The organism is Phenylobacterium sp. (assembly GCF_025351295.1).
Taxonomy (GTDB): domain Bacteria; phylum Pseudomonadota; class Alphaproteobacteria; order Caulobacterales; family Caulobacteraceae; genus Phenylobacterium.
Genome location: NZ_JANXWD010000146.1, coordinates 16,007 through 34,636, shown reverse-complemented (window position 1 = coordinate 34,636; position 18,630 = coordinate 16,007). Strand labels below are relative to the sequence as shown.

The following is an 18,630-nucleotide window of genomic DNA, read 5'->3' as shown; positions in this document are numbered from 1 at the left end:
CCAACGGTGTCATCCCGGTTTTGGCGCAGCCAAAGACCGGGACCCACGATCAGGCTCGGCCTCTCGCTGTCGTCCTGCCGCCGCGACCGGTCGTGGGCCCCGGTCTTTGGCTGCGGCGAAACCGGGATGACACCCGTAGAGGAAAAGGGCGGGGGAGGGCCCCATTGAGGGAGGGATAGGTGTGACGCCCCGTCACCCTTGCCATTCAAACGCGCGTTCGGCACGCTGGACCCGATCACTCATTCGCGGGGAGCGGACCATGGCCGACGACAAGCCGGAGATCTCGGGCGCTGACGATCTGGGCTTCGATCCCAACGCGCTGCGCGAAAAGTATCGCGCCGAGCGGGATCGGCGGGTGCGCACCGACGGCAACCAGCAGTACGTCGAGATCGCCGGCCAGTTCGCTCACTATCTGGAAGATCCCTATGTCGAGCGCTTCGAGCGCGAGGCGCTGACCGACGACGTCGAGGTGGTGGTCGTGGGCGGCGGCTTCGGCGGACAACTGGCGGCGGCCCGGCTGCGCGAGGCGGGCGTCAACGACATCAAGATCATCGAGAAGGGCGGCGACTTCGGGGGCACCTGGTACTGGAACCGCTACCCCGGCGCGGCCTGCGATATCGAGAGCTATATCTATCTGCCTCTGCTGGAGGAGGTGGGCTATCTCCCGGTCGAGAAGTACAGCCGCGCGCCGGAGATCCTGCGCCACAGCCGGGCGATCGGCGAAAAGTTCGACCTCTACAAGGCCGCCCTGTTCCAGACCGAAGTCACCGCCATGCGCTGGGACGAGGGCGCCGCGCGCTGGGCCGTCGAGACCAACCGCGGCGACGCGCTGAAGGCCCGCTTCGTGGTGATGGCCAACGGGCCGCTTCATCGGCCCAAATTGCCCGGCATTCCGGGCGTCGAGGGCTTCAAGGGCCACTCGTTCCACACCAGCCGGTGGGACTACGACTACACTGGCGGCGACTCGAATGGCGGACTGGAGAAGCTGAAGGACAAGCGCGTCGCCATCATCGGCACCGGCGCCACGGCCGTGCAGTGTGTGCCGCACCTGGGGGAATGGGCGAAGGAGCTGTTCGTCTTCCAGCGCACGCCCTCGTCCATCGACGTGCGCAACAACCGGCCGACCGACCCCAGCTGGGCCGACAGCCTGGAGCCGGGCTGGCAACAGGCGCGGATGGACAACTTCAACACGCTGGTCTCCGGCGGCTTCGCCAAGGAAGACCTGGTGCAGGACGGCTGGACCGACATCATCGGCAACATCCTGCTGCTGGCCCGCAAGAAGATGGAGGCCGGCGAGATCGTCGAGAACCCGGCCGCCCTGATGCAGCTGGCCGACTTCAAGAAGATGGAGCAGGTCCGGGCGCGGGTGGACAGCGTCGTCCAGGACCCCGCGAAGGCCGAGGCGCTGAAGCCGTGGTACAACCAGTTCTGCAAGCGGCCGTGCTTCCACGACGAGTACCTGGACGCCTTCAACCGCCCGAACGTCCACCTGATCGACACCAAGGGCCAGGGCGTCGAGCGGATCACCGAGCATGGCATCGTGATCGACGGCAAGGAATACGAGGTCGACTGCCTGATCTACGCCACCGGCTTCGAGGTCGGCACCAGCTTCACGCGGCGGTCGGGCTATGAGCTCTACGGCCGCGACGGCCACAGCCTGACGGAGAAGTGGGCGAACGGCGCCTCGACCCTGCACGGCCTGCTGACCCGCGGCTTCCCCAACTGCTTCATCGTCTCCAACACCCAGTCGGGTTTCACCGCCAACTTCCCCCACATGATCAACGAGCAGTCCAAGCACATCGCCTATGTGCTGAAGCACGCCGTCGACCGCCAGGTGCGCACCGTCGAACCCACCGCCGAGGCCGAGGCCGCCTGGGTGCAGACCATCATCGACCTGTCGCTGATGCGCGAGGCGTTCCTCAAGGACTGCACCCCGGGCTATTACAACAACGAGGGCAAACCCGAGGTGATCGCCAAGCAGAACGGTTCCTACGGCGCGGGGCCGGTGGCCTTCGTGAAGGTGCTGGAGCACTGGCGGGAATCCGGGACGCTCGAAGGCCTGGAACTGACGCAGTAGCGATCTCCTCTCCCCCGGCGAAGCCGAGAGGGAGAGGGCAGGGAGAGGGCCGGCTGGACCTATCCGTCTCTCCCGTTAGTGACCCAAGGGCCCGCGACAGCGACGCCAGGGGCCATGGCTGGGCCAACGGCGGATTACGGTCTCACGCACCGGCCCTCTCCCGACCTCTCCCTCTCGCTTCGCGGGGTAGAGGAGGCCTGCACCGAATCTGCACGCCAATGGCGACGCCGCTCCACCCCGGCGGTGGGGCCATCCGCTACACCGGAGCCTGCGCGCCGTTGACGGCCGCGTCGGAAGCCGGAACATGACCTTCATGCCCCAGGTTCTCGTGGTGGACGACGATCCGCACATCCGCCAGCTCCTGGTGTTCGCCCTGGAGAAGGCGGGCCTGTCCGCCCGCGAGGCCGAGGACGGGGAGGCGGCGCTGGCCGCGGTCATCCTGCACGCGCCGGACCTGGTGGTGCTGGACATCAACATGCCCAAGCTGGACGGGCTGGAGGTGTGCCGCCGCCTTCGGGCCTCTGGCGACCTGCCGATCCTGTTCCTGTCGTCCCGCGACGACGAGATCGACCGGGTGCTGGGGATCGAGCTGGGCGGCGACGACTATGTGGTCAAGCCGTTCAGCCCGCGCGAGGTGGTGGCCCGCGTCCAGGCCATCCTGCGCCGGACCCGCAAGCCTGCCGCGGCGCCCGCCGCCGACCTGACGCTGAGCCATGGCCGGCTGTCCCTCGACCCGGAAGGCTGGACCGCCCGCTGGGGCGAGGTCGAAGTTGCGCTGACCGTCACCGAGTTCGGCATATTGCGCATACTGATGGGCGGACCGACGCGGGTGTTCAGTCGCGATGCCATCATCGACCGGCTGCACGGGCCGGGCTTCGCGATCACCGACCGCACCATCGACAGCCATGTGCGCAACCTGCGCGGCAAGTTTGCGGCCCTGGGCGGCCATGACGTGGTCGAGACCCGCGCCGGGGTCGGCTACCGGCTAGGACCCTGCCTGGGCCAGCCCCAGTGACGGGCCAGCCTCATGGTGGCTAGACCTTGATCGAACGGTTCAAGGACTGGGTCGGAGGCTGGTGGCCGTCGCTGCGGCTGCGGACCATCCTGTTCGCGGTGCTGCTGTTCGCCGCCGCCATGCCCGCGGTCGGGACGATATCGCTCCGGGTCTACGAGAACACCCTGGTGCGCCAGACCGAGGCCGAGCTGGTGGCCCAGGGCGCGGCCCTGGCGGCGGTGGCTTCCGTGGACTGGCCCGGTGCGCCGCCGCCGCGCGCGCGGCCAGCCAAGCCGCCGGAGGGCTACTACCGGCCCGAGTTCACCACCATCGACCTGACGCTGGACGACGTCCTGCCGGAGCGGCCGCCGCCGCGCCGGGCGCGCCAGCCGATGGACCCGGCCGCCGCGGTGGTGGCGCGATCACTGACCGCGGTGATCGACCGCACGGTGCGCACCACCCTGGCCTCGGTGATCGTCCTCGACCGCCACGGAGTGGGCGCGGCCGGGGACTATTCCCGCCTTCCCGAGGTGCGCTGGGCGCTGGCCGGCCAGCCGCACACGGTGTTGCGGGTCAATGGCGACTACAATCCGACCTACCGGTTCGAGTGGCTGAGCCGCGCGTCGGGCCTGCGCCTGCACCACGCCCGCCCGATCGTGGTGGCCGGCAAGGTGCAGGGCGTGCTGCTGCTGTCGCGCTCGCCCCGGGCCCTGTTCCGTGGCATCTACGAGGACCGCGGCAAGCTGGCCATCGGCCTGGGCGTGATCGTTACGGTGCTGATCGTGCTCTCCGGCCTGATCGCCCGCGGCGTCACCCTGCCGATCGAGACGCTGAGCGCCGCGTCGCGCGAGGTGGCGGCCGGCAGCGGCGAGATTCCGCGCACCCCCCGCACCGCCGCCAAGGAGATCCGCGACCTCTACGAGGACTTCCGCGCCATGGCAGAGCGCATCGAGCGGCGCAGCGGCTACCTGCGCGACTTCGCCGCCGCGGTCAGCCATGAATTCAAGACTCCCCTGGCGGGGATCGGCGGGGCGGTCGAGCTGCTGCAGGACCACTTCGAGACCATGTCGGCCGAGGAGCGGCGTCGGTTCCTGGACAATATCGCCGCCGACGGCGAGCGGCTGTCGCAGCTGGTCACCCGGCTGCTGGACCTGGCCCGCGCCGACATGGCTTCGCCGGAAGCCGGCGCGGCCACCGACCTGGACGAGCCGGTCCGCCGGTCCGTCGACGCCAGCGGCCTGGCCGTCGAGGTGCAGGTCCCGCGCACCCTGCCGCCGGTGGCGGTCCCGGCCACCACCATCGAGAGCGTGCTGACCATCCTGCTCCAGAACAGCCGCCAGGCCGGCGCCCGGACGGCGCGGGTGGTGGGGGCGCTGGAGGGCGAAGCGGTCGTGCTGAGCGTCACCGACGACGGCCCGGGCGTGCCAGCAGCCGACCGCGATCGCCTGTTCGAGCCATTCTTCACCAGCCGGCGCGCCGAGGGCGGCACGGGGCTGGGCCTGCCCATCGCCCGCTCCCTGCTGGCCGCCAGCCACGCCCGGATCGAGCTGGCCGACGCGGGGGCGGGCGCGGCCTTCCGGGTCATCCTGCCGCGGGTGGACTGAGCCCAGCGCCTGCACTGAATCTCCACACGCGCCTCAGCCGCGTCTGCACGCCGCCACGCCATCATCCCACCATGAACGAGCCCACTCCCCCCACGCCCGCGGGCTGCAGCCTCTCCCTGGCCCACACCGGGCAGGCGTGGTCCTGGCGGTTGACCGGACCGGACGGCACGAGCGTCATGGGCCTGGCGCCCGATCGCAGCGCCGCGCGGCGGTCGGCCGCGTTCGCCGCCTTCGCCGTGTCGGCGCTGAACCGGACACAGCAGCGGCGCTTCTAGTCAGGTCAGGGTGACGTAAAGCTCGCTCTCGATCGCCCACTGGCCGGTGACCTTCTTCCAGACGGCGAGGTAGGTCCCGCCCATCTCGTGGGTCTTCCACCGGCCGGTCCAATGCCCGGCCTCGGCGGCGCGACCGCCCTCGGCGTCGAGGGTCACGCTCTGCGTCTCGCGGACATAGGCGATGAAATCGAGGTCGGCGAACTGGCTGGCGAAGACGTCGAGCACCGCGTCCACCCCAAGCACCAGGCCGCCGTCGCCGACGATCAGCTTCACATCGGCCGTGAAGAACGGCCGCAGGCGCTGGGCCTGATGCTCGCCGATCAGCCGGTTGGTCAGCTTTCGCCGGGCGCGGATGGCCTCGTCGGGGGCGGTCACCGTCCTACGCCGGGTTCGCTTCCAGGCGCTTGTTCAGGTAGTCGCCGACCCGGCGTTCCACGTCGGGCAGATTCTCGATCCAGAAATGGCTCGCGCCTTCCACGACATCGTAGTCGATGACGATGCCTTTCTGGGTGCGGAGCTTGGAGACCACGCGTTCCACGTCGACCGGCGGCACGACGGTGTCCTGCTGGCCGTGCAGGATCAGGCCCGAGGCCGGGCAGGGGGCCAGGAACGAGAAGTCGTAGGCGTTGGTCGGCGGCGACACCGAGATGAAGCCGTCGGTCTCGGGCCGGCGCATCAGCAGCTGCATGCCCACCCAGGCGCCGAACGAATAGCCGGCCACCCAGCACTGCGACGCCGCCGGGTTGGTGGTCTGCAGCCAGTCCAGCGCCGTCGCCGCGTCGGCCAGCTCGCCGATGCCGCCGTCGAACTCGCCCTGCGAACGGCCAACACCGCGGAAATTGAACCGCAGGACCGAGAAGCCGCGCTTCATGAACAGGTGGAAGAGCTGCACGGCCACCGGATTGTTCATCTGGCCGCCGGCCTTGGGGTGCGGGTGCAGGATGAGGGCGACCGGCGCCGTCTCGCTCTTGCCCTGGGTGTATCGCCCCTCGATCCGCCCGGCCGCGCCGGTCAGCACCACTTCTGGCATCAGTTTCCTCTCACATCGACCCCATCGAAGGGGCCGGAATACTTGACTGCTGCGCTGGGTCTTCCTAAGTCGCAACCAGCCGGATGGACCGGTCCCGCGCAAGGCGGCGGCTTGTAACATAGGGTCGCCGCGAAACGCGAGAAAACTGCACTGGACCGCTTCAGATGCGTCTCTCCACCAAAGGCCGCTACGCCGTGATGGCCATGGCCGATCTCGCCCGCCGCGAGACCGACGCCGCCCGCGCCGTGGCGCTGGTCGACATCGCCGCGCGCCAGGAGATCTCGCTGAGCTACCTCGAGCAGCTGTTCGCCAGCCTGCGCCGCGGTGGGCTGGTGAAGAGCGCGCGGGGGCCCGGCGGCGGCTATCGGCTGGCCCGGAGCGCGGATGACACCAGCATCGCCGAGATCGTCCACGCCGTGGACGAGCCGCTGCGCGCCACGCGCTGCGATGTCGGCAAGGGCTGCATGATCAAGGGTGAGCGCTGCCTGACCCACGACCTGTGGGCCGGCCTTGGCGACCGGATCGAGGATTACCTGGGCTCCGTCAGCCTGGCCGACGTGATCGGCGGAAGGCTGCGCAAGGCCGCATGAGCGTCTATCTCGACCATAACGCCACCGCCCGCGTGCGGCCGCAGGCCGTCGCCGCCATGACCCAGGTGCTGACCCACGTGGGCAATCCGTCGTCCATCCACGCGGCCGGCCGCGCCGCGCGGGCGGCGATGGAACAGGCCCGTGAGGATGTCGCCGCCCTGATCGCGGCCTCGGCCTCCACCGTGATCTTCACCAGCGGCGGCACCGAGGCCAACGCGATCGCGCTCGAGAGCGCCGTCGCGGCCGGGGCCAGGCGCCTGATCGTCTCGGCCATCGAGCACGATAGCGTGCAGGAGACCTCCCGGGTGACCGGTGCGGCGGTCGAGGTCCTGCCGGTGGACGCCAACGGCGTCGCCGACCTGGCCTGGCTGCGCGAGCGGCTCGGGCGCTGGGACGCCGCCGAAGGCAAACCTTTCGTGGCGCTGATGCTGGCCAACAACGAGACCGGGGTGATCCAGCCCGTCGCGGGGGCCGCGGAGATCGTCCGCGCCGCCGATGGCTGGCTGCACGTCGACGCCATCCAGGCGGCCGGCAAGATCGCTGTCGACAGCCGCGCGCTGGGCGCGGACACGCTGAGCGTCTCGGCGCACAAGATCGGCGGCCCGCAGGGCGTGGGCGCGCTGACCTTCGGCCCGCGCGCCACCTTGTCGCGGCGCCAGCACGGCGGCGGCCAGGAGCGTGGGCGGCGCGGCGGCACCGAGAACCTGCCCGGCATCGCCGGCTTCGGCGCGGCGGCCAAGGCGGCCCTGGCCAGCCTCGCCGACTATCGCAGCCGGTCGGCCTGGCGCGATGCGGTCGCCGAGCAGTTGAAGGCCACGGGCGGCGTGGTGATGGGCGAGGCGGCGCCACGGCTCCCCAACACCCTGTGCATTGCCGCGCCCGGCTTCACATCCGACCTGCAGGTCATGGGCCTGGACCTAGCCCAGGTGATGATCAGCGCCGGCGCCGCCTGTTCGTCCGGCAAGGTCAAGGCCTCGCCGGTCCTGGAGGCCATGGGGCAGGGCGACCTGGCCGCCTGCGCCATCCGCGTCAGCGGGGGCTGGGACACCACCGAGGCCGACTGGCGCAGGTTCGCCGAAGCCTGGCTCGCGCTGCAGGCGCGGCACGCCGAGCGCCGTATCAGAAAGTCCGCTTAAGATGGCCGCCGTCAAACAGACCGTCGAACACGTCGCCAGCCTGGAGAAGTACAAGCACGGCTTCGTCACCGACATCGAGCAGGACTTCGCGCCCAAGGGCCTGAACGCCGACATCGTCCGCTTCATCTCGGCCAAGAAGAACGAGCCGCAGTGGATGCTGGACTGGCGCCTTGACGCCTTCGAGCGCTGGCTGGCTATGGACGAGCCCGACTGGGCGAAGGTGTCGTTCCCGCGCATCGACTACCAGGACAGCCACTACTACGCCGCGCCCAAGGAGAAGGTGGGTATCAACAGCCTCGACGAGGTCGATCCGGACATCCTGGAGACCTACAAGAAGCTGGGCATCCCGCTGCGCGAACAGGAGGTCCTGGCCGGCGTGATCGGCAGCCCGAGGTATGCGGTCGACGCGGTGTTCGACAGCGTCAGCGTGGTCACCACCTTCAAGAAGGAACTGGCCCAGGTGGGCGTGATCTTCTGCTCGATGAGCGAGGCGATCCGCGAGCATCCAGAACTGGTGAAGCAGTACCTGGGCTCGGTCGTCCCGGTCAGCGACAACTATTTCGCCTGCCTGAATGCCGCGGTCTTCTCCGACGGTAGCTTCGTCTATGTGCCGCCGGGCGTGCGCTGCCCCATGGAGCTTTCGACCTATTTCCGCATCAACGCCGAGAATTCCGGCCAGTTCGAACGCACCCTGATCATTGCCGACAGGCAAGCGTACGTCTCGTACCTGGAGGGCTGCACGGCCCCGATGCGCGACGAGAACCAGCTGCACGCCGCCGTGGTCGAACTGGTCACGATGGACGACGCCGAGATCAAATATTCCACCGTCCAGAACTGGTATCCGGGCGACCCGGAGACCGGCAAGGGCGGCATCTACAACTTCGTCACCAAGCGCGCCGACTGTCGCGGCGACCGCTCCAAGGTGAGCTGGACGCAGGTGGAGACCGGCTCGTCTATCACCTGGAAATATCCCTCCTGCATCCTGCGCGGCGAGGGCAGCTCGGGCGAATTCTACTCCATCGCCATCACCAACGGCCGCCAGCAGGCGGACACCGGCACCAAGATGATCCACCTGGGCGCCAACACCCGCTCGCGGATCATCTCCAAGGGTATCTCGGCGGGCAAGAGCAGCAACACCTACCGCGGCCTGGTCTCGGCCCACCCGAAGGCCAAGGGCGCGCGCAACTTCACCCAATGCGACAGCTTGCTGATCGGCAAGCACTGCGCCGCCCACACCGTGCCCTACATAGAGGCCCGCAACGGCCACTCGAAGTTCGAGCACGAAGCCACGACCACGCGGCTCTCCGAAGATCAGCTGTTCTACGCCATGCAGCGCGGGCTCTCCCAGGAGGAGGCGGTGCAGCTGCTGGTGAACGGCTTCGTCAAGGAGGTCCTGCAGGAACTCCCCATGGAGTTCGCCGTGGAGGCCCAGAAGCTGGTGGCGATCTCCCTGGAAGGGAGCGTCGGATGAGAGGTTTGTTCAGGCTGTCACGGTTTGCGGGACCCATTGATGCTTAGCGTTTCCAACCTCCACGCCACCGTCGGCGAAACCGAGATCCTCAAGGGCCTGTCCATCGACGTGCCCGCCGGCGAGGTGCACGCGATCATGGGGCCGAACGGGGCGGGCAAATCGACGCTCAGCTACGTGCTGACCGGCCGGCCGGGCTACGAGGTCACGAGCGGCACGGTGACCCTGGACGGCGAGGACCTGCTGCCGATGGCGCCCAACGAGCGCGCGGCCAAGGGCCTGTTCCTCTCGTTCCAGTACCCGCTCGAAATCCCTGGCGTCCCGGCGCTCACCTTCATCCGCACGGCGCTGAACGCCCAGCTGAAGGCCCGCGGCGAACCGGAGATCGCGGCGCCGGCGTTCCTGAGGTTGGCGCGGGCCAAGGCAGCCGAGCTGAAGATCGACTTCGAGATGCTGAAGCGGGCGCTGAACGTCGGCTTCTCGGGCGGCGAGAAGAAGCGGATGGAGATCTTCCAGATGGCGATGCTGTCGCCCCGCTTCCTGATCCTGGACGAGACCGATTCGGGCCTGGACATCGACGCCCTGCGGATCGTCTCGGACGGGGTGAATGCGCTGCGCAGCCCCGAGCGCGCCATGCTGGTGATCACCCACTACCAGCGCCTGCTGGACTACATCAAACCCGACCGGGTCCACGTCCTGGCCGGCGGCCGGATCGTGGCGTCGGGCGGGCCGGAGCTGGCGCTGGAACTGGAGCGCGACGGCTACGACAAGTACGCGAGGGCCGCGTGAGCGTCGCCGCCGCCCTAAAGGCCCGCAACGCCTCCGCGCTGCCCAGCCGGCGCGACGAGGACTGGCGCTGGACCGACCTGCGCGGCCTGATCCGCGTGCTGCCCGAGCCGTCGGCGCCGTTCAACGGCATCGTGGTCAAGGGCGCCTTCGACAGGCTGGCCGACGATCACCGGGTGCTGGTCAACGGCGGCGTCACCCGCATCGAGGTGGCGGCGGATCGCAAAGCCGCCGTGGCGCTGCGGCTGATCGCGCGGGGCGCCGGGACCCATGCGAACCAGGTGATCGTATCGCTGGCCGCCGGCGCGCGGCTGCGGCTGCTGGAGACCTATGAGAGCGACGGGGGCTCACTGGCGCACACCGCGCTGACGATCGCCCTGGCGGAGGGCGCGGCGCTCGAGCGGGTGGTGCTGGCCGCCGATCACGAAGACGCGGTCACCATCAGCCAGGCGCAGGTGACCCTGGCCCCCACCGCCGACTACGGCCAGACCCTGCTGTCCTCGGGCGCGCGGCGCCAGCGGCTGGAGACCCGCGTCGCGCATCCCGGCGGCCGCGCCAGCCTGCGGCTCGACGGGGTCTATGTGCTGGCCGGCAAGCGGCACACCGACCACACCAGCGTCGTCACCCACCAGGGGCTGGACGGGACGACGGCGCAGCTGACCAAGGGTGTGGTGCGCGACCAGGCCCGCGCGGTGTTTCAGGGCAAGATCATCGTCAGCGAAGGCGCCGACCACACCGACGCGCGGATGGGCCACCACGCCCTGATCCTGTCCGACCGCGCCGAGGTGGACGCCAAGCCGGAGCTGGAGATCTACGCCGACGACGTCGCCTGCGCGCACGGCAATACGGTCGGCGCGCTGGACGAGGACGCCCTGTTCTACGCCTGCCAGCGCGGCATCCCGGAGGACGAGGCCCGCGCGATGCTGACCGAGGCCTTCATCGGCCAGGTGGTCGACCGCATCTGGTTCGAGGACGCCCGCAAGGTTGCACGCGCCTGGGCGGCCGAACGGCTGAGGGCCTGAGCATGGCCTTCGACGCCGAGGCGATCCGCAAGCAATTCCCGATCCTGTCGCGGCAGGTGCACGGCAAGCCGTTGGTCTATCTGGACAGCGCCGCCTCGGCCCAGAAGCCGCGGGCGGTGATCGAGGCGATGACCCACGCGATGGAATATTCCTACGCCAACGTCCACCGCGGCCTGCATACCCTGGCCAACGAGACCACCGACGCCTACGAGGCCGCCCGCCGCAAGGTCGCCGCCTTTATCGGCGCGGACGAGGGCGAGATCGTCTTCACCAAGGGCGCCACCGAGGCGGTGAACCTGGTGGCCGCCGGGATCGGCGCCGGTCTGCGGGCCGGCGACGAGATCGTGATCTCCGAGATGGAGCACCACGCGAACATCGTCCCGTGGCACTTCCTGCGCGAGCACAAGGGCGTGGTGCTGAAGTGGGTGCGGGTGACCGACGACGGCGTCCTGGACCTGGACCACTTCCAGAGCCTGCTGGGCCCCCGGACCAGGGTCGTGGCGCTGACCCACATGTCCAATGTGCTGGGCACGATCAACGACGGCAAGGCGCTGGCGCGGATGGCGCATGAGGCCGGCGCCCTGGTGCTGTTCGACGGCTGCCAGGCCATCGTCCACAGGCCTGTGGACGTGAAGGACATCGACGCCGAGTTCTACGTCTTCTCAGGCCACAAGCTCTATGGCCCCACCGGCATCGGCATCCTCTACGGCAAGGCCGGGGAACTGGCGAAGCTGCCGCCGTACCAGGGGGGCGGGGAGATGATCGGCATCGTCAGTCAGGACGAGATTACCTATGCCGACCCGCCGCACCGCTTCGAGGCCGGCACCCCGCCGATCCTGGAGGCCATCGGCCTGGGCGCGGCCATCGACTGGATCTCGGGCCTGGATCGCCAGGCCGTGGCAGAGCACGAGCACGCCCTCTACGCCCGCGTCCGTGAGCGGCTGAACGGCGCCAACTGGCTGCGGGTGATCGGCGAGGCGCCGGGCAAGGGCGCGATCCTCAGCTTCACCGTCGACGGCGCCCATGCCCACGACGTGGCCCAGATCCTCGACCGCTACGGTGTGGCCGTCCGCGCCGGGACCCACTGCGCCGAGCCCCTGATGCGGCGTTTCGGCGTCACGTCGAGCGCGCGCGCCTCATTCGCCCTATATAACACCCAGGAGGAGGCCGACGTGTTCGTCGACGCCTTGACCAAAGCACAGGCTTTTTTCGCGTAATGAGCCCCATGGATGATGCCGCACCCATCGAGTCGCCTACGCCGCCGCCGCTCAGCGAGACGGAACTGGCCGTGCTGACCGACAAGCTGATCGACCGGCTGAAATCGGTCTTCGACCCGGAAATCCCGGTCGACATCTACGAACTGGGCCTGATCTACAAGGTCGACGTCTCCGACGACAAGGACGTGTCCATCGACATGACCCTGACCGCGCCCGGTTGCCCGGTGGCCGGCGACATGCCGGGCTGGGTCGAGGACGCGGTCCGCGAAATCCCCGAAATCCGCTCGGTCAAGGTCGACCTGGTGTTCGACCCGCCGTGGGACCCCTCGCGCATGAGCGACGAGGCCAAGCTGCAACTGAACATGTTCTGATGACCAGCATCGACGTCACCCCGCAACCCCGCCCGCGCCGCCCGCGTCCCAAGGTGGTCACCCTGTCGGAGACCGCCGCCGAACGGGTGCGCGAGATCATGAATAGGGCCGCGACGCCCTACGCCGGCTTGCGGGTGGGAGTGAAGAACGGCGGCTGCGCGGGGCAGGAGTACGTCCTGGAATATGCCGACACCGCCGGGCCGCTGGACGAGGTGGTCGAGGACAAGGGCGTGACCATCCTGGTGGAGCCCAAGGCGGTGCTGTTCCTGCTGGGCACCGAGATCGACTATGAGGTCACCCGGCTGTCGGCCAAGTTCGTGTTCCGCAATCCCAATGAGACCGACGCCTGCGGCTGCGGCGAGAGCGTCACCATCGAGCCGGCCAAGCTGGACTGACGCCGATGCCGGTCGCCGCCGCGAAGGCCCAAGCCGCGCCACCTGTCCGCCCCGTAACTAGCGGGCCCCGGCCGGCGGCGCTATCGTCGGCGCGAACTGACCGGGGGACCTTATGACCGACGACGTCGAACTGCACCGCCTGGCGGTCCGCCGCGCCGACATGCGGCTCGCGTTCCGTAGCCACCTGATGGCCTATGTGGTGGTCAATGCCGGCCTGGTGGCGATCTACTTCATGACGTCGTTCGGCCACTACTTCTGGCCGATCTGGCCGATGCTGGGCTGGGGTATCGGTCTCTCCGCCCACGCGGCCACGGTCTACATGGACGGCGAGGGCATCCGCGACCGGATGATCCAGGAAGAGATCGAGAAGCTGCGCCGCACCCGGGGCTGAAGCGCCTCAGCGCCCCTTAAACTGCGCCGGCCGCTTCTCGACGAAAGCCATGATCCCCTCGCGCGCGTCCTCGGTGCGCCCGGCGTCGCCCTGGGCATAGGCCTCGGCCTCGACCTGGTCGTGCCACTCGGCGTCCAGGGCGTCCCAGACCAGGTTGCGGGTGATGCCCAGCGACTTGGGCCCATTGGCCAGGGCGGTGGCCAGTTCCATGGCCTTGGACATCAGGTCGGCGTCGGGGACGCAGCGGTTGATCAGGCCCCAGTCCAGGGCCGTGGCGGCCGGCAGCTTCTCGCCCAGCAGCATCAGCTCCATGGCCCGCGCCTTGCCCACCAGCCGCGGCAGCAGCCAGGTGGCGCCGCCGTCCGGCACCAGGCCGATGCGGCGGAAGGCCAGCAGGAAGTACGAGCTCTCCGCGGCCACCACGAGGTCGCAGGCCAGCGCCAGGGAGACGCCGACGCCCGCGGCCACGCCGTTGACCGCCGCCACCAGCGGCTTCGGCGACTTGCGCACCATGCTCACGAACGGGTTGTAGATCTGCAGCAGCGCCTGGTTCGGACCGTCGCTGGGCGCCGTGGCGTCGCCACCGCCGCCGCGACCGGAGAGATTGGCGCCCGAGCAGAAGCCGCGACCCTCGCCGGTGATGACGATGGCGCGCACCGCCGGGTCGGCGATCGCCGTCTGCACCGCGTTGCGCAGGTCGGACATCAGGTCCATCCCCGCCGCGTTCAGCGTCGAGGGGTCGTTGAGGGTGATGATGCTGACGCCGCGGTCGATGGCGGTCTTCACCTTGGCGGGGGCCTGCGCGCCGTCCATGACGATCTCCCTTGATGTCGTTGCGACGAACTCAAGGTCAGATACCCCCGCGTCAGCCAAGGAAAAACGCCTGACGCGCTGTTAGGCAGCGCGGGTCGAGGAGCCTATGTCGGCCAGCGATGTGCGGTTGCGGCCGGCGCGCTTGGAGGCGTAGAGCGCCCCGTCAGCGCTCTCCAGGAGGGCCACCGGCGGGTCGCCGCGCCGGTGCTCGGCGATGCCGGTCGAGATGGTGATGGCGCCCAGGTCCTCGTTGGTGGAGCGGCGCTTCAGGGTGCGTGACGAGATCTCCTCGCGGGCCTGCTCCAGGGCCGCCAGGGCCACGTCGCTGCGTTCGCCGGGGAAGATCACCGCGAATTCCTCCCCGCCGTACCGGGCCGAGAAACGAACGCCTTCGCCGCCGACGCGCCCGATCACGCTGGCCACATAGCGGATCACCTGGTCGCCGGTCTGATGGCCCCAGGTGTCGTTGAACATCTTGAAGTGATCGATATCGACGACGGCCAGGGTCAGCGGCGCCCCCCGGGCGTCGCTCGCCTCGCAGGCCCGCTCCAGCGATTCGTCGAAGGCCTTGCGGTTGGACAGCATGGTCAGCGCGTCGGTCATGGCGTCGCGGCGCACCTGCTCCAGGTGTTCGCGCAGGCGGCCGAGTTCGTCGGTGGTGTCGGCGAGCTGGGTTTCAAGAGCCTGGTTCTCCTCGCGCACCTTCTGAGTCGCGTTGGAGAGGGTCTCGACCATGGTGCGGACCGACTGGTCGCCCTGTTCGCCCAGCGATTGGCTCGCGGTGGCCAGTTGCTGGCCGTAGAGCTCGCTGGTCTCGCGGGCGGTCTCGATGGCGCGGGAGACCACGTCCAGCTCCTTCGACAGGTTCTTGCCGGCGGTCAGGATCTCGCCGCTCAGCTTGGCGGCGGGCAGGTGGTGCGACGCAATCTCCTCGCCCATCTGGTCGGTGAAGTGCTCGCCGGAGTTGATGACCGTGTTGATCTCGGCGGCCACCTCGCTGTCCTTGGCGGCGACGTAGTGCAGCCACAGCTCGAAGTTGAGCGCCGTGGGCCACACGCGGTGGGTCTCCATGGCCTCGATAGCCTTGCGGGCCCAGAGATAGGCCTTGGGGCTGCGCAGAATAGAATCGAGTTCCGACGACATAAGGCCACACCCTACGGAAGGACCCCAAACGACCTGTTAAAGCCGAACGCTATTCGTCGGCGGGTCGCGGCGGCGGCGCGCGCATCAGGAAGGCCGGCGTCTCGGCGCCGAAGCCGACGACCCGATCGCCCCCGTCGCGGTCCGGTCCATCGCGGTCGTGCCGCTCGCGGTCGTGGGGACTCCGATCGCGATTGCGTTCCGGCCGTTCCGAACGCTCCGCCCGCATCGGCTCGGCCGGGCGTTCGACCCGCTCGGAGCGTTCAGCGCGATCGGGGCGTGCAGCGCGGTCTGGGCGCTCGCCGCGATCCGGGCGCTCAGTACGGGGCGGCCGCTCGGCGCGGGGGGCCTGCTCGGCGCGGGGCGGGCGGGCGGGGGCCTCGGCCTGGACGGCGGGGGCCTCGATCGGCGCGGTGTCGGCGCGGTGGCCGTGGTCCTCGCGCGGCCGGCGGTCGCGGTCGCGTCCGCCGCTGCGCTCGCGGGCGCCGCGCTCACGGCCGCCGCCACGCGCCGCGCGCGGCTCGTCCTTGATGCTGGCCCAGTCGACGCCCTCGAGCTTGATCTCCTCGGGGACCTTGCCGATCAGCTTCAACACCTTGTCGAGGTTGCGGCTGTCGGCGGGCGTCACGATCATGAACGCCTGGCCCGACTTGCCGGCCCGGCCGGTGCGCCCGATACGGTGCACATAGTCGTCGGCGTGGTGCGGCACGTCATAGTTGAACACGTGGCTGACGTCGGGGATGTCCAGGCCGCGGGCGGCGACGTCGGAGGCGCACAGCAGGCGCAGCGAGCCGTTGCGGAAGCTCTCCAGGGTGCGCATGCGGGTCTGCTGGTCCAGGTCGCCGTGGATCGGCGCGGCGTCCAGACCGTGGGCCTTCAGCGACTTGGCGACGACATCGACCTCAGCCTTACGGTTGCAGAACACGATGCCGTTCTTCACGTCGTCCCGGTCGATCAGCATCCTGAGCGCGGTTCGCTTGGCCTTCGGGTCGGCGGTCGGGATGCGCACGATGTTCTGGGTGATCATCTCGGCCGTCGTCGCCGGGCGCGAAGCCTCGATGCGGATCGGGTCGTTGAGGAACTGCTTGGTGAGCCGGGTGATCTCCGGCGGCATGGTGGCCGAGAAGAACAGGGTCTGCTTCTTGACCGGGGTCAGCTTGAAGATGCGTTCGAGGTCGGGGATGAAGCCCATGTCGAGCATCCGGTCGGCCTCGTCGACGACCATGATCTGGACGCCGGTCATCAGCAGCTTGCCGCGCTCGAAATGGTCCAGCAGCCGGCCGGGCGTGGCGATCAGCACGTCGACGCCGCGGTCCAGCTTCAACTCCTGGTCCTTGAACGAGACGCCGCCGATCAGCAGCGCCCAGGAGAGCTTCTGGGCCTTGGCATACTTCTCGAACGACATCGAGACCTGATCGGCCAGTTCGCGGGTGGGCGCGATCACCAGGGCGCGCGGCATGCGGGCCTTGGAGCGGCCGGCCGCCAGCTTGTCGATCATCGGCAGGGTGAAGGCCGCGGTCTTGCCGGTGCCGGTCTGGGCGATGCCCAGCACGTCGCGGCCCGCCAGGGCATAGGGGATCGCCTCGGCCTGGATCGGCGTGGCGATGGTGTAGCCTGCGCCGATGACGGCGTTCAGGGTCGGCTGCGACAGGCCTAGGTTAGCAAATTCGGTCATTCGGTACCGGTGGGGCGGCGCCCAGTCATGATTGAGCTGGCGCAACGCGGCGGCGCGGACGGACATCGCCACGCGCGGCGGAACATACGGTCAACCCACGCCAAGTCAACGCGCAGGCGCCGCTACGGTTCATCGACGACGCGCGGCGCCTGAATATTGCCGTCCACCGCGCGGGCCATGAGCACCGGCTTTGCTCTGCCTCCCGGGGCGCCGGCGCGGAACCGACTGACCGATCAAGCCCCGTAAGGAGTGTCCGCTCATGGAGGAGGTCTCAGCGTCCGCTCCTCGCGCAAAGCGGCCTTGACGAACCGCCCCCTGCACAAGGCTCCTTCGCGTCACCAGGGCACGGCTTGGCCGTGGCGATCGAGGAACCGCAGGCCGGGGGTTTCCAGCTGGGCGATGAGCGTGTCGGTGATCTGGGGCATGGCGTCTTCGGCCCCGAACGGCGCGCCGGGGCCGCCCAGGTCCGTGCGGATCCAGCCGGGCGCCATCAGGACTATCGCCCGCCCGTGGTCGGCATGTCGGCCGGCGTAGCTGGCCATGGCCTGGTTCAGCGCCGCCTTGCTGGCGCGATAGACGTCGTTTGTACCGTTGGCGTTGTTGGCGATGCTCCCTTGGCCCGAGGACATTACGCCGATCACCCCGCCCGTCCGGACGAGGCCGCCAAGCGCTTCGACGGCGCGCATGACGCCCAGCACATTGGTGGCCATGACGTGGGTGAACTCCGCCGTGGAGACGTCGGCCGTGGTGTCCGAGGGCGCGCGATTGACGATCCCGCCGTTGATGAAGACGACGTCGAATGGGCGGCCGGAGAGGCGGTCACGGACGGCGCGGATCTGGTCGTGGTCGGTCATGTCCAGCGTCTCGATCTCGACGGCGTCGGGGCGCTCGGCCGCCAGGCTGTGGAGCTGGGTTCCCGCGACTCTCACCGTGCCGACGACGCGCCAACCGCGTCCGGCGAATTCGGCGGCCATCGCATGGCCCAGGCCGCGCGACGCGCCGACGATTAGGATCGAACGGCCAAGGTCGGCAGCGTTTGAGCGGGTCATGTTTAAGCCTTTCGGCGCGAATGGGCGCAATCCCACCCTATCCCGGCCGGACGCCGAAGGGGCGGTTGAGGCGCACGATGGCGAGGTTGAGCACCGCCGCGAACGAGACCCAGAGCAGGTACGGCGTCAGCAGGAGGCCGGCCAGCGGGGACAGGGGCGTCAGGCCGACCATCAGGGCGACGATCGACAGCCAGAGGAACGGGACCTCGATCAAGGCCCAGTCCGGTCGCTGCCAGTTGAAGAACAGCGGGCTCCAGAGGGCGTGGAAGACGATGTTCGCAGCGAACAGGATCGCGATCCGCAGGTGGGCGGCTGAGTCGACGGTGCTGGTCCAGGCCGAGACGCCGGCCCAGGCCGCCAGGCCCAGGATCAGCGTCCAGGCCGGCCCGAACGCCCAGTTCGGCGGGTTCCAGGATGGCTTTCGCAGGTCGCGATACCAGGGCCCGACATTCGTTGTGAGGCCCCCGAACGCGAGCAGGAGGACGGTAAGACCCGCGGCGACGACGATGGGGGCGTTCATGAGGAGTCCGAAGGTGATCGTGGCTCCATACCAACGAACCGCGCGCGTGACACGTGGCTACGGTGATCGCTTGAGGG

General features: G+C 69.3%; 20 protein-coding genes. 13 read left to right on the top strand and 7 right to left on the bottom strand.

Going from position 1 to position 18,630, the window contains the following annotated elements:
- The first annotated feature begins 259 nt into the window (after window positions 1-259).
- From Q0R13_RS20175 to Q0R13_RS20160, 4 genes are all read left to right on the top strand, one after another.
- Window positions 260-2,077 (top strand): NAD(P)/FAD-dependent oxidoreductase, encoded by a 1,818-nt coding sequence (locus Q0R13_RS20175; protein WP_293907347.1) that lies wholly within the window; start codon window positions 260-262, stop codon window positions 2,075-2,077.
- Between the two features lie 304 nt (window positions 2,078-2,381).
- Window positions 2,382-3,092 carry a response regulator transcription factor gene (locus Q0R13_RS20170; protein ID WP_293907345.1) on the top strand — a complete coding sequence of 237 codons (711 nt, stop codon included), beginning with the start codon at window positions 2,382-2,384 and terminating at the stop codon, window positions 3,090-3,092.
- A 26-nt stretch (window positions 3,093-3,118) separates the two neighbouring features.
- Window positions 3,119-4,675: a HAMP domain-containing sensor histidine kinase gene (locus tag Q0R13_RS20165; RefSeq protein WP_293907343.1), complete on the top strand. Its 1,557-nt coding sequence runs from the start codon at window positions 3,119-3,121 to the stop codon at window positions 4,673-4,675.
- 71 nt (window positions 4,676-4,746) lie between these two features.
- Window positions 4,747-4,950: a hypothetical protein gene (locus tag Q0R13_RS20160; RefSeq protein ID WP_293907341.1), complete on the top strand. Its 204-nt coding sequence runs from the start codon at window positions 4,747-4,749 to the stop codon at window positions 4,948-4,950.
- Here the strand turns inward: Q0R13_RS20160 and Q0R13_RS20155 are convergent, their stop codons facing one another.
- Together Q0R13_RS20155 and Q0R13_RS20150 are read right to left on the bottom strand one after the other, a co-directional pair.
- The gene (locus tag Q0R13_RS20155; protein WP_293907339.1) at window positions 4,951-5,325 is read right to left on the bottom strand and encodes a nuclear transport factor 2 family protein; all 375 of its coding nucleotides are present in this window, start codon (window positions 5,323-5,325) and stop codon (window positions 4,951-4,953) included.
- 4 nt (window positions 5,326-5,329) lie between these two features.
- Complete coding sequence (locus tag Q0R13_RS20150) at window positions 5,330-5,980, bottom strand: alpha/beta hydrolase (protein ID WP_293907337.1); 651 nt, start codon at window positions 5,978-5,980, stop codon at window positions 5,330-5,332.
- A 164-nt stretch (window positions 5,981-6,144) separates the two neighbouring features.
- On the opposite strand from Q0R13_RS20150, the gene Q0R13_RS20145 reads away from it, so the two are divergent.
- The 9 genes from Q0R13_RS20145 (at window position 6,145) to Q0R13_RS20105 (ending at window position 13,356) form a co-directional block, all read left to right on the top strand.
- On the top strand, window positions 6,145-6,570 hold the full coding sequence (locus Q0R13_RS20145) for an Rrf2 family transcriptional regulator (RefSeq protein ID WP_293907335.1): 426 nt from the start codon (window positions 6,145-6,147) through the stop codon (window positions 6,568-6,570).
- Window positions 6,567-7,706: a cysteine desulfurase family protein gene (locus Q0R13_RS20140; protein ID WP_293907333.1), complete on the top strand. Its 1,140-nt coding sequence runs from the start codon at window positions 6,567-6,569 to the stop codon at window positions 7,704-7,706. Before Q0R13_RS20145 ends, Q0R13_RS20140 begins: the two co-directional genes overlap by 4 nt.
- 1 nt (window position 7,707) lies before the next feature.
- Window positions 7,708-9,177, top strand: coding sequence for a Fe-S cluster assembly protein SufB (gene sufB / locus Q0R13_RS20135; RefSeq protein ID WP_293907331.1), 1,470 nt, complete (start codon window positions 7,708-7,710; stop codon window positions 9,175-9,177).
- 39 nt (window positions 9,178-9,216) lie between these two features.
- The gene (gene sufC, locus Q0R13_RS20130; protein ID WP_293907329.1) at window positions 9,217-9,963 is read left to right on the top strand and encodes a Fe-S cluster assembly ATPase SufC; all 747 of its coding nucleotides are present in this window, start codon (window positions 9,217-9,219) and stop codon (window positions 9,961-9,963) included.
- Window positions 9,960-10,982, top strand: a complete 1,023-nt coding sequence (sufD, locus tag Q0R13_RS20125) for a Fe-S cluster assembly protein SufD (RefSeq protein WP_293907327.1) — start codon at window positions 9,960-9,962, stop codon at window positions 10,980-10,982. The genes sufC and sufD overlap by 4 nt, the downstream gene beginning before the upstream one ends.
- Before the next feature lie 2 nt (window positions 10,983-10,984).
- Entirely contained in the window at window positions 10,985-12,199 is a 1,215-nt protein-coding gene (locus Q0R13_RS20120) for a cysteine desulfurase (protein WP_293907325.1), read from the top strand.
- 8 nt (window positions 12,200-12,207) lie between these two features.
- On the top strand, window positions 12,208-12,570 hold the full coding sequence (locus tag Q0R13_RS20115) for an SUF system Fe-S cluster assembly protein (RefSeq protein ID WP_293907323.1): 363 nt from the start codon (window positions 12,208-12,210) through the stop codon (window positions 12,568-12,570).
- Complete coding sequence (locus tag Q0R13_RS20110; protein ID WP_293907321.1) at window positions 12,570-12,965, top strand: iron-sulfur cluster assembly accessory protein; 396 nt, start codon at window positions 12,570-12,572, stop codon at window positions 12,963-12,965. Before Q0R13_RS20115 ends, Q0R13_RS20110 begins: the two co-directional genes overlap by 1 nt.
- A 112-nt stretch (window positions 12,966-13,077) precedes the next feature.
- The gene (locus tag Q0R13_RS20105) at window positions 13,078-13,356 is read left to right on the top strand and encodes a 2TM domain-containing protein (protein ID WP_293907319.1); all 279 of its coding nucleotides are present in this window, start codon (window positions 13,078-13,080) and stop codon (window positions 13,354-13,356) included.
- A 6-nt stretch (window positions 13,357-13,362) separates the two neighbouring features.
- On the opposite strand, the gene Q0R13_RS20100 is transcribed toward Q0R13_RS20105, so the two are convergent.
- The 5 genes from Q0R13_RS20100 to Q0R13_RS20080 all read right to left on the bottom strand — a co-directional run bounded on the left by Q0R13_RS20100 (window position 13,363) and on the right by Q0R13_RS20080 (window position 18,553).
- Window positions 13,363-14,169: an enoyl-CoA hydratase/isomerase gene (locus Q0R13_RS20100; RefSeq protein ID WP_293907317.1), complete on the bottom strand. Its 807-nt coding sequence runs from the start codon at window positions 14,167-14,169 to the stop codon at window positions 13,363-13,365.
- Between the two features lie 81 nt (window positions 14,170-14,250).
- Complete coding sequence (locus Q0R13_RS20095) at window positions 14,251-15,312, bottom strand: GGDEF domain-containing protein (protein WP_293907315.1); 1,062 nt, start codon at window positions 15,310-15,312, stop codon at window positions 14,251-14,253.
- A 49-nt stretch (window positions 15,313-15,361) separates the two neighbouring features.
- Entirely contained in the window at window positions 15,362-16,984 is a 1,623-nt protein-coding gene (locus tag Q0R13_RS20090; protein WP_293907313.1) for a DEAD/DEAH box helicase, read from the bottom strand.
- Window positions 16,985-17,319: 335 nt separating this feature from the next.
- The gene (locus Q0R13_RS20085; RefSeq protein WP_293907311.1) at window positions 17,320-18,033 is read right to left on the bottom strand and encodes an SDR family NAD(P)-dependent oxidoreductase; all 714 of its coding nucleotides are present in this window, start codon (window positions 18,031-18,033) and stop codon (window positions 17,320-17,322) included.
- A gap of 37 nt (window positions 18,034-18,070) precedes the next feature.
- On the bottom strand, window positions 18,071-18,553 hold the full coding sequence (locus Q0R13_RS20080; RefSeq protein WP_293907309.1) for a TspO/MBR family protein: 483 nt from the start codon (window positions 18,551-18,553) through the stop codon (window positions 18,071-18,073).
- Window positions 18,554-18,630: the final 77 nt, after the last annotated feature.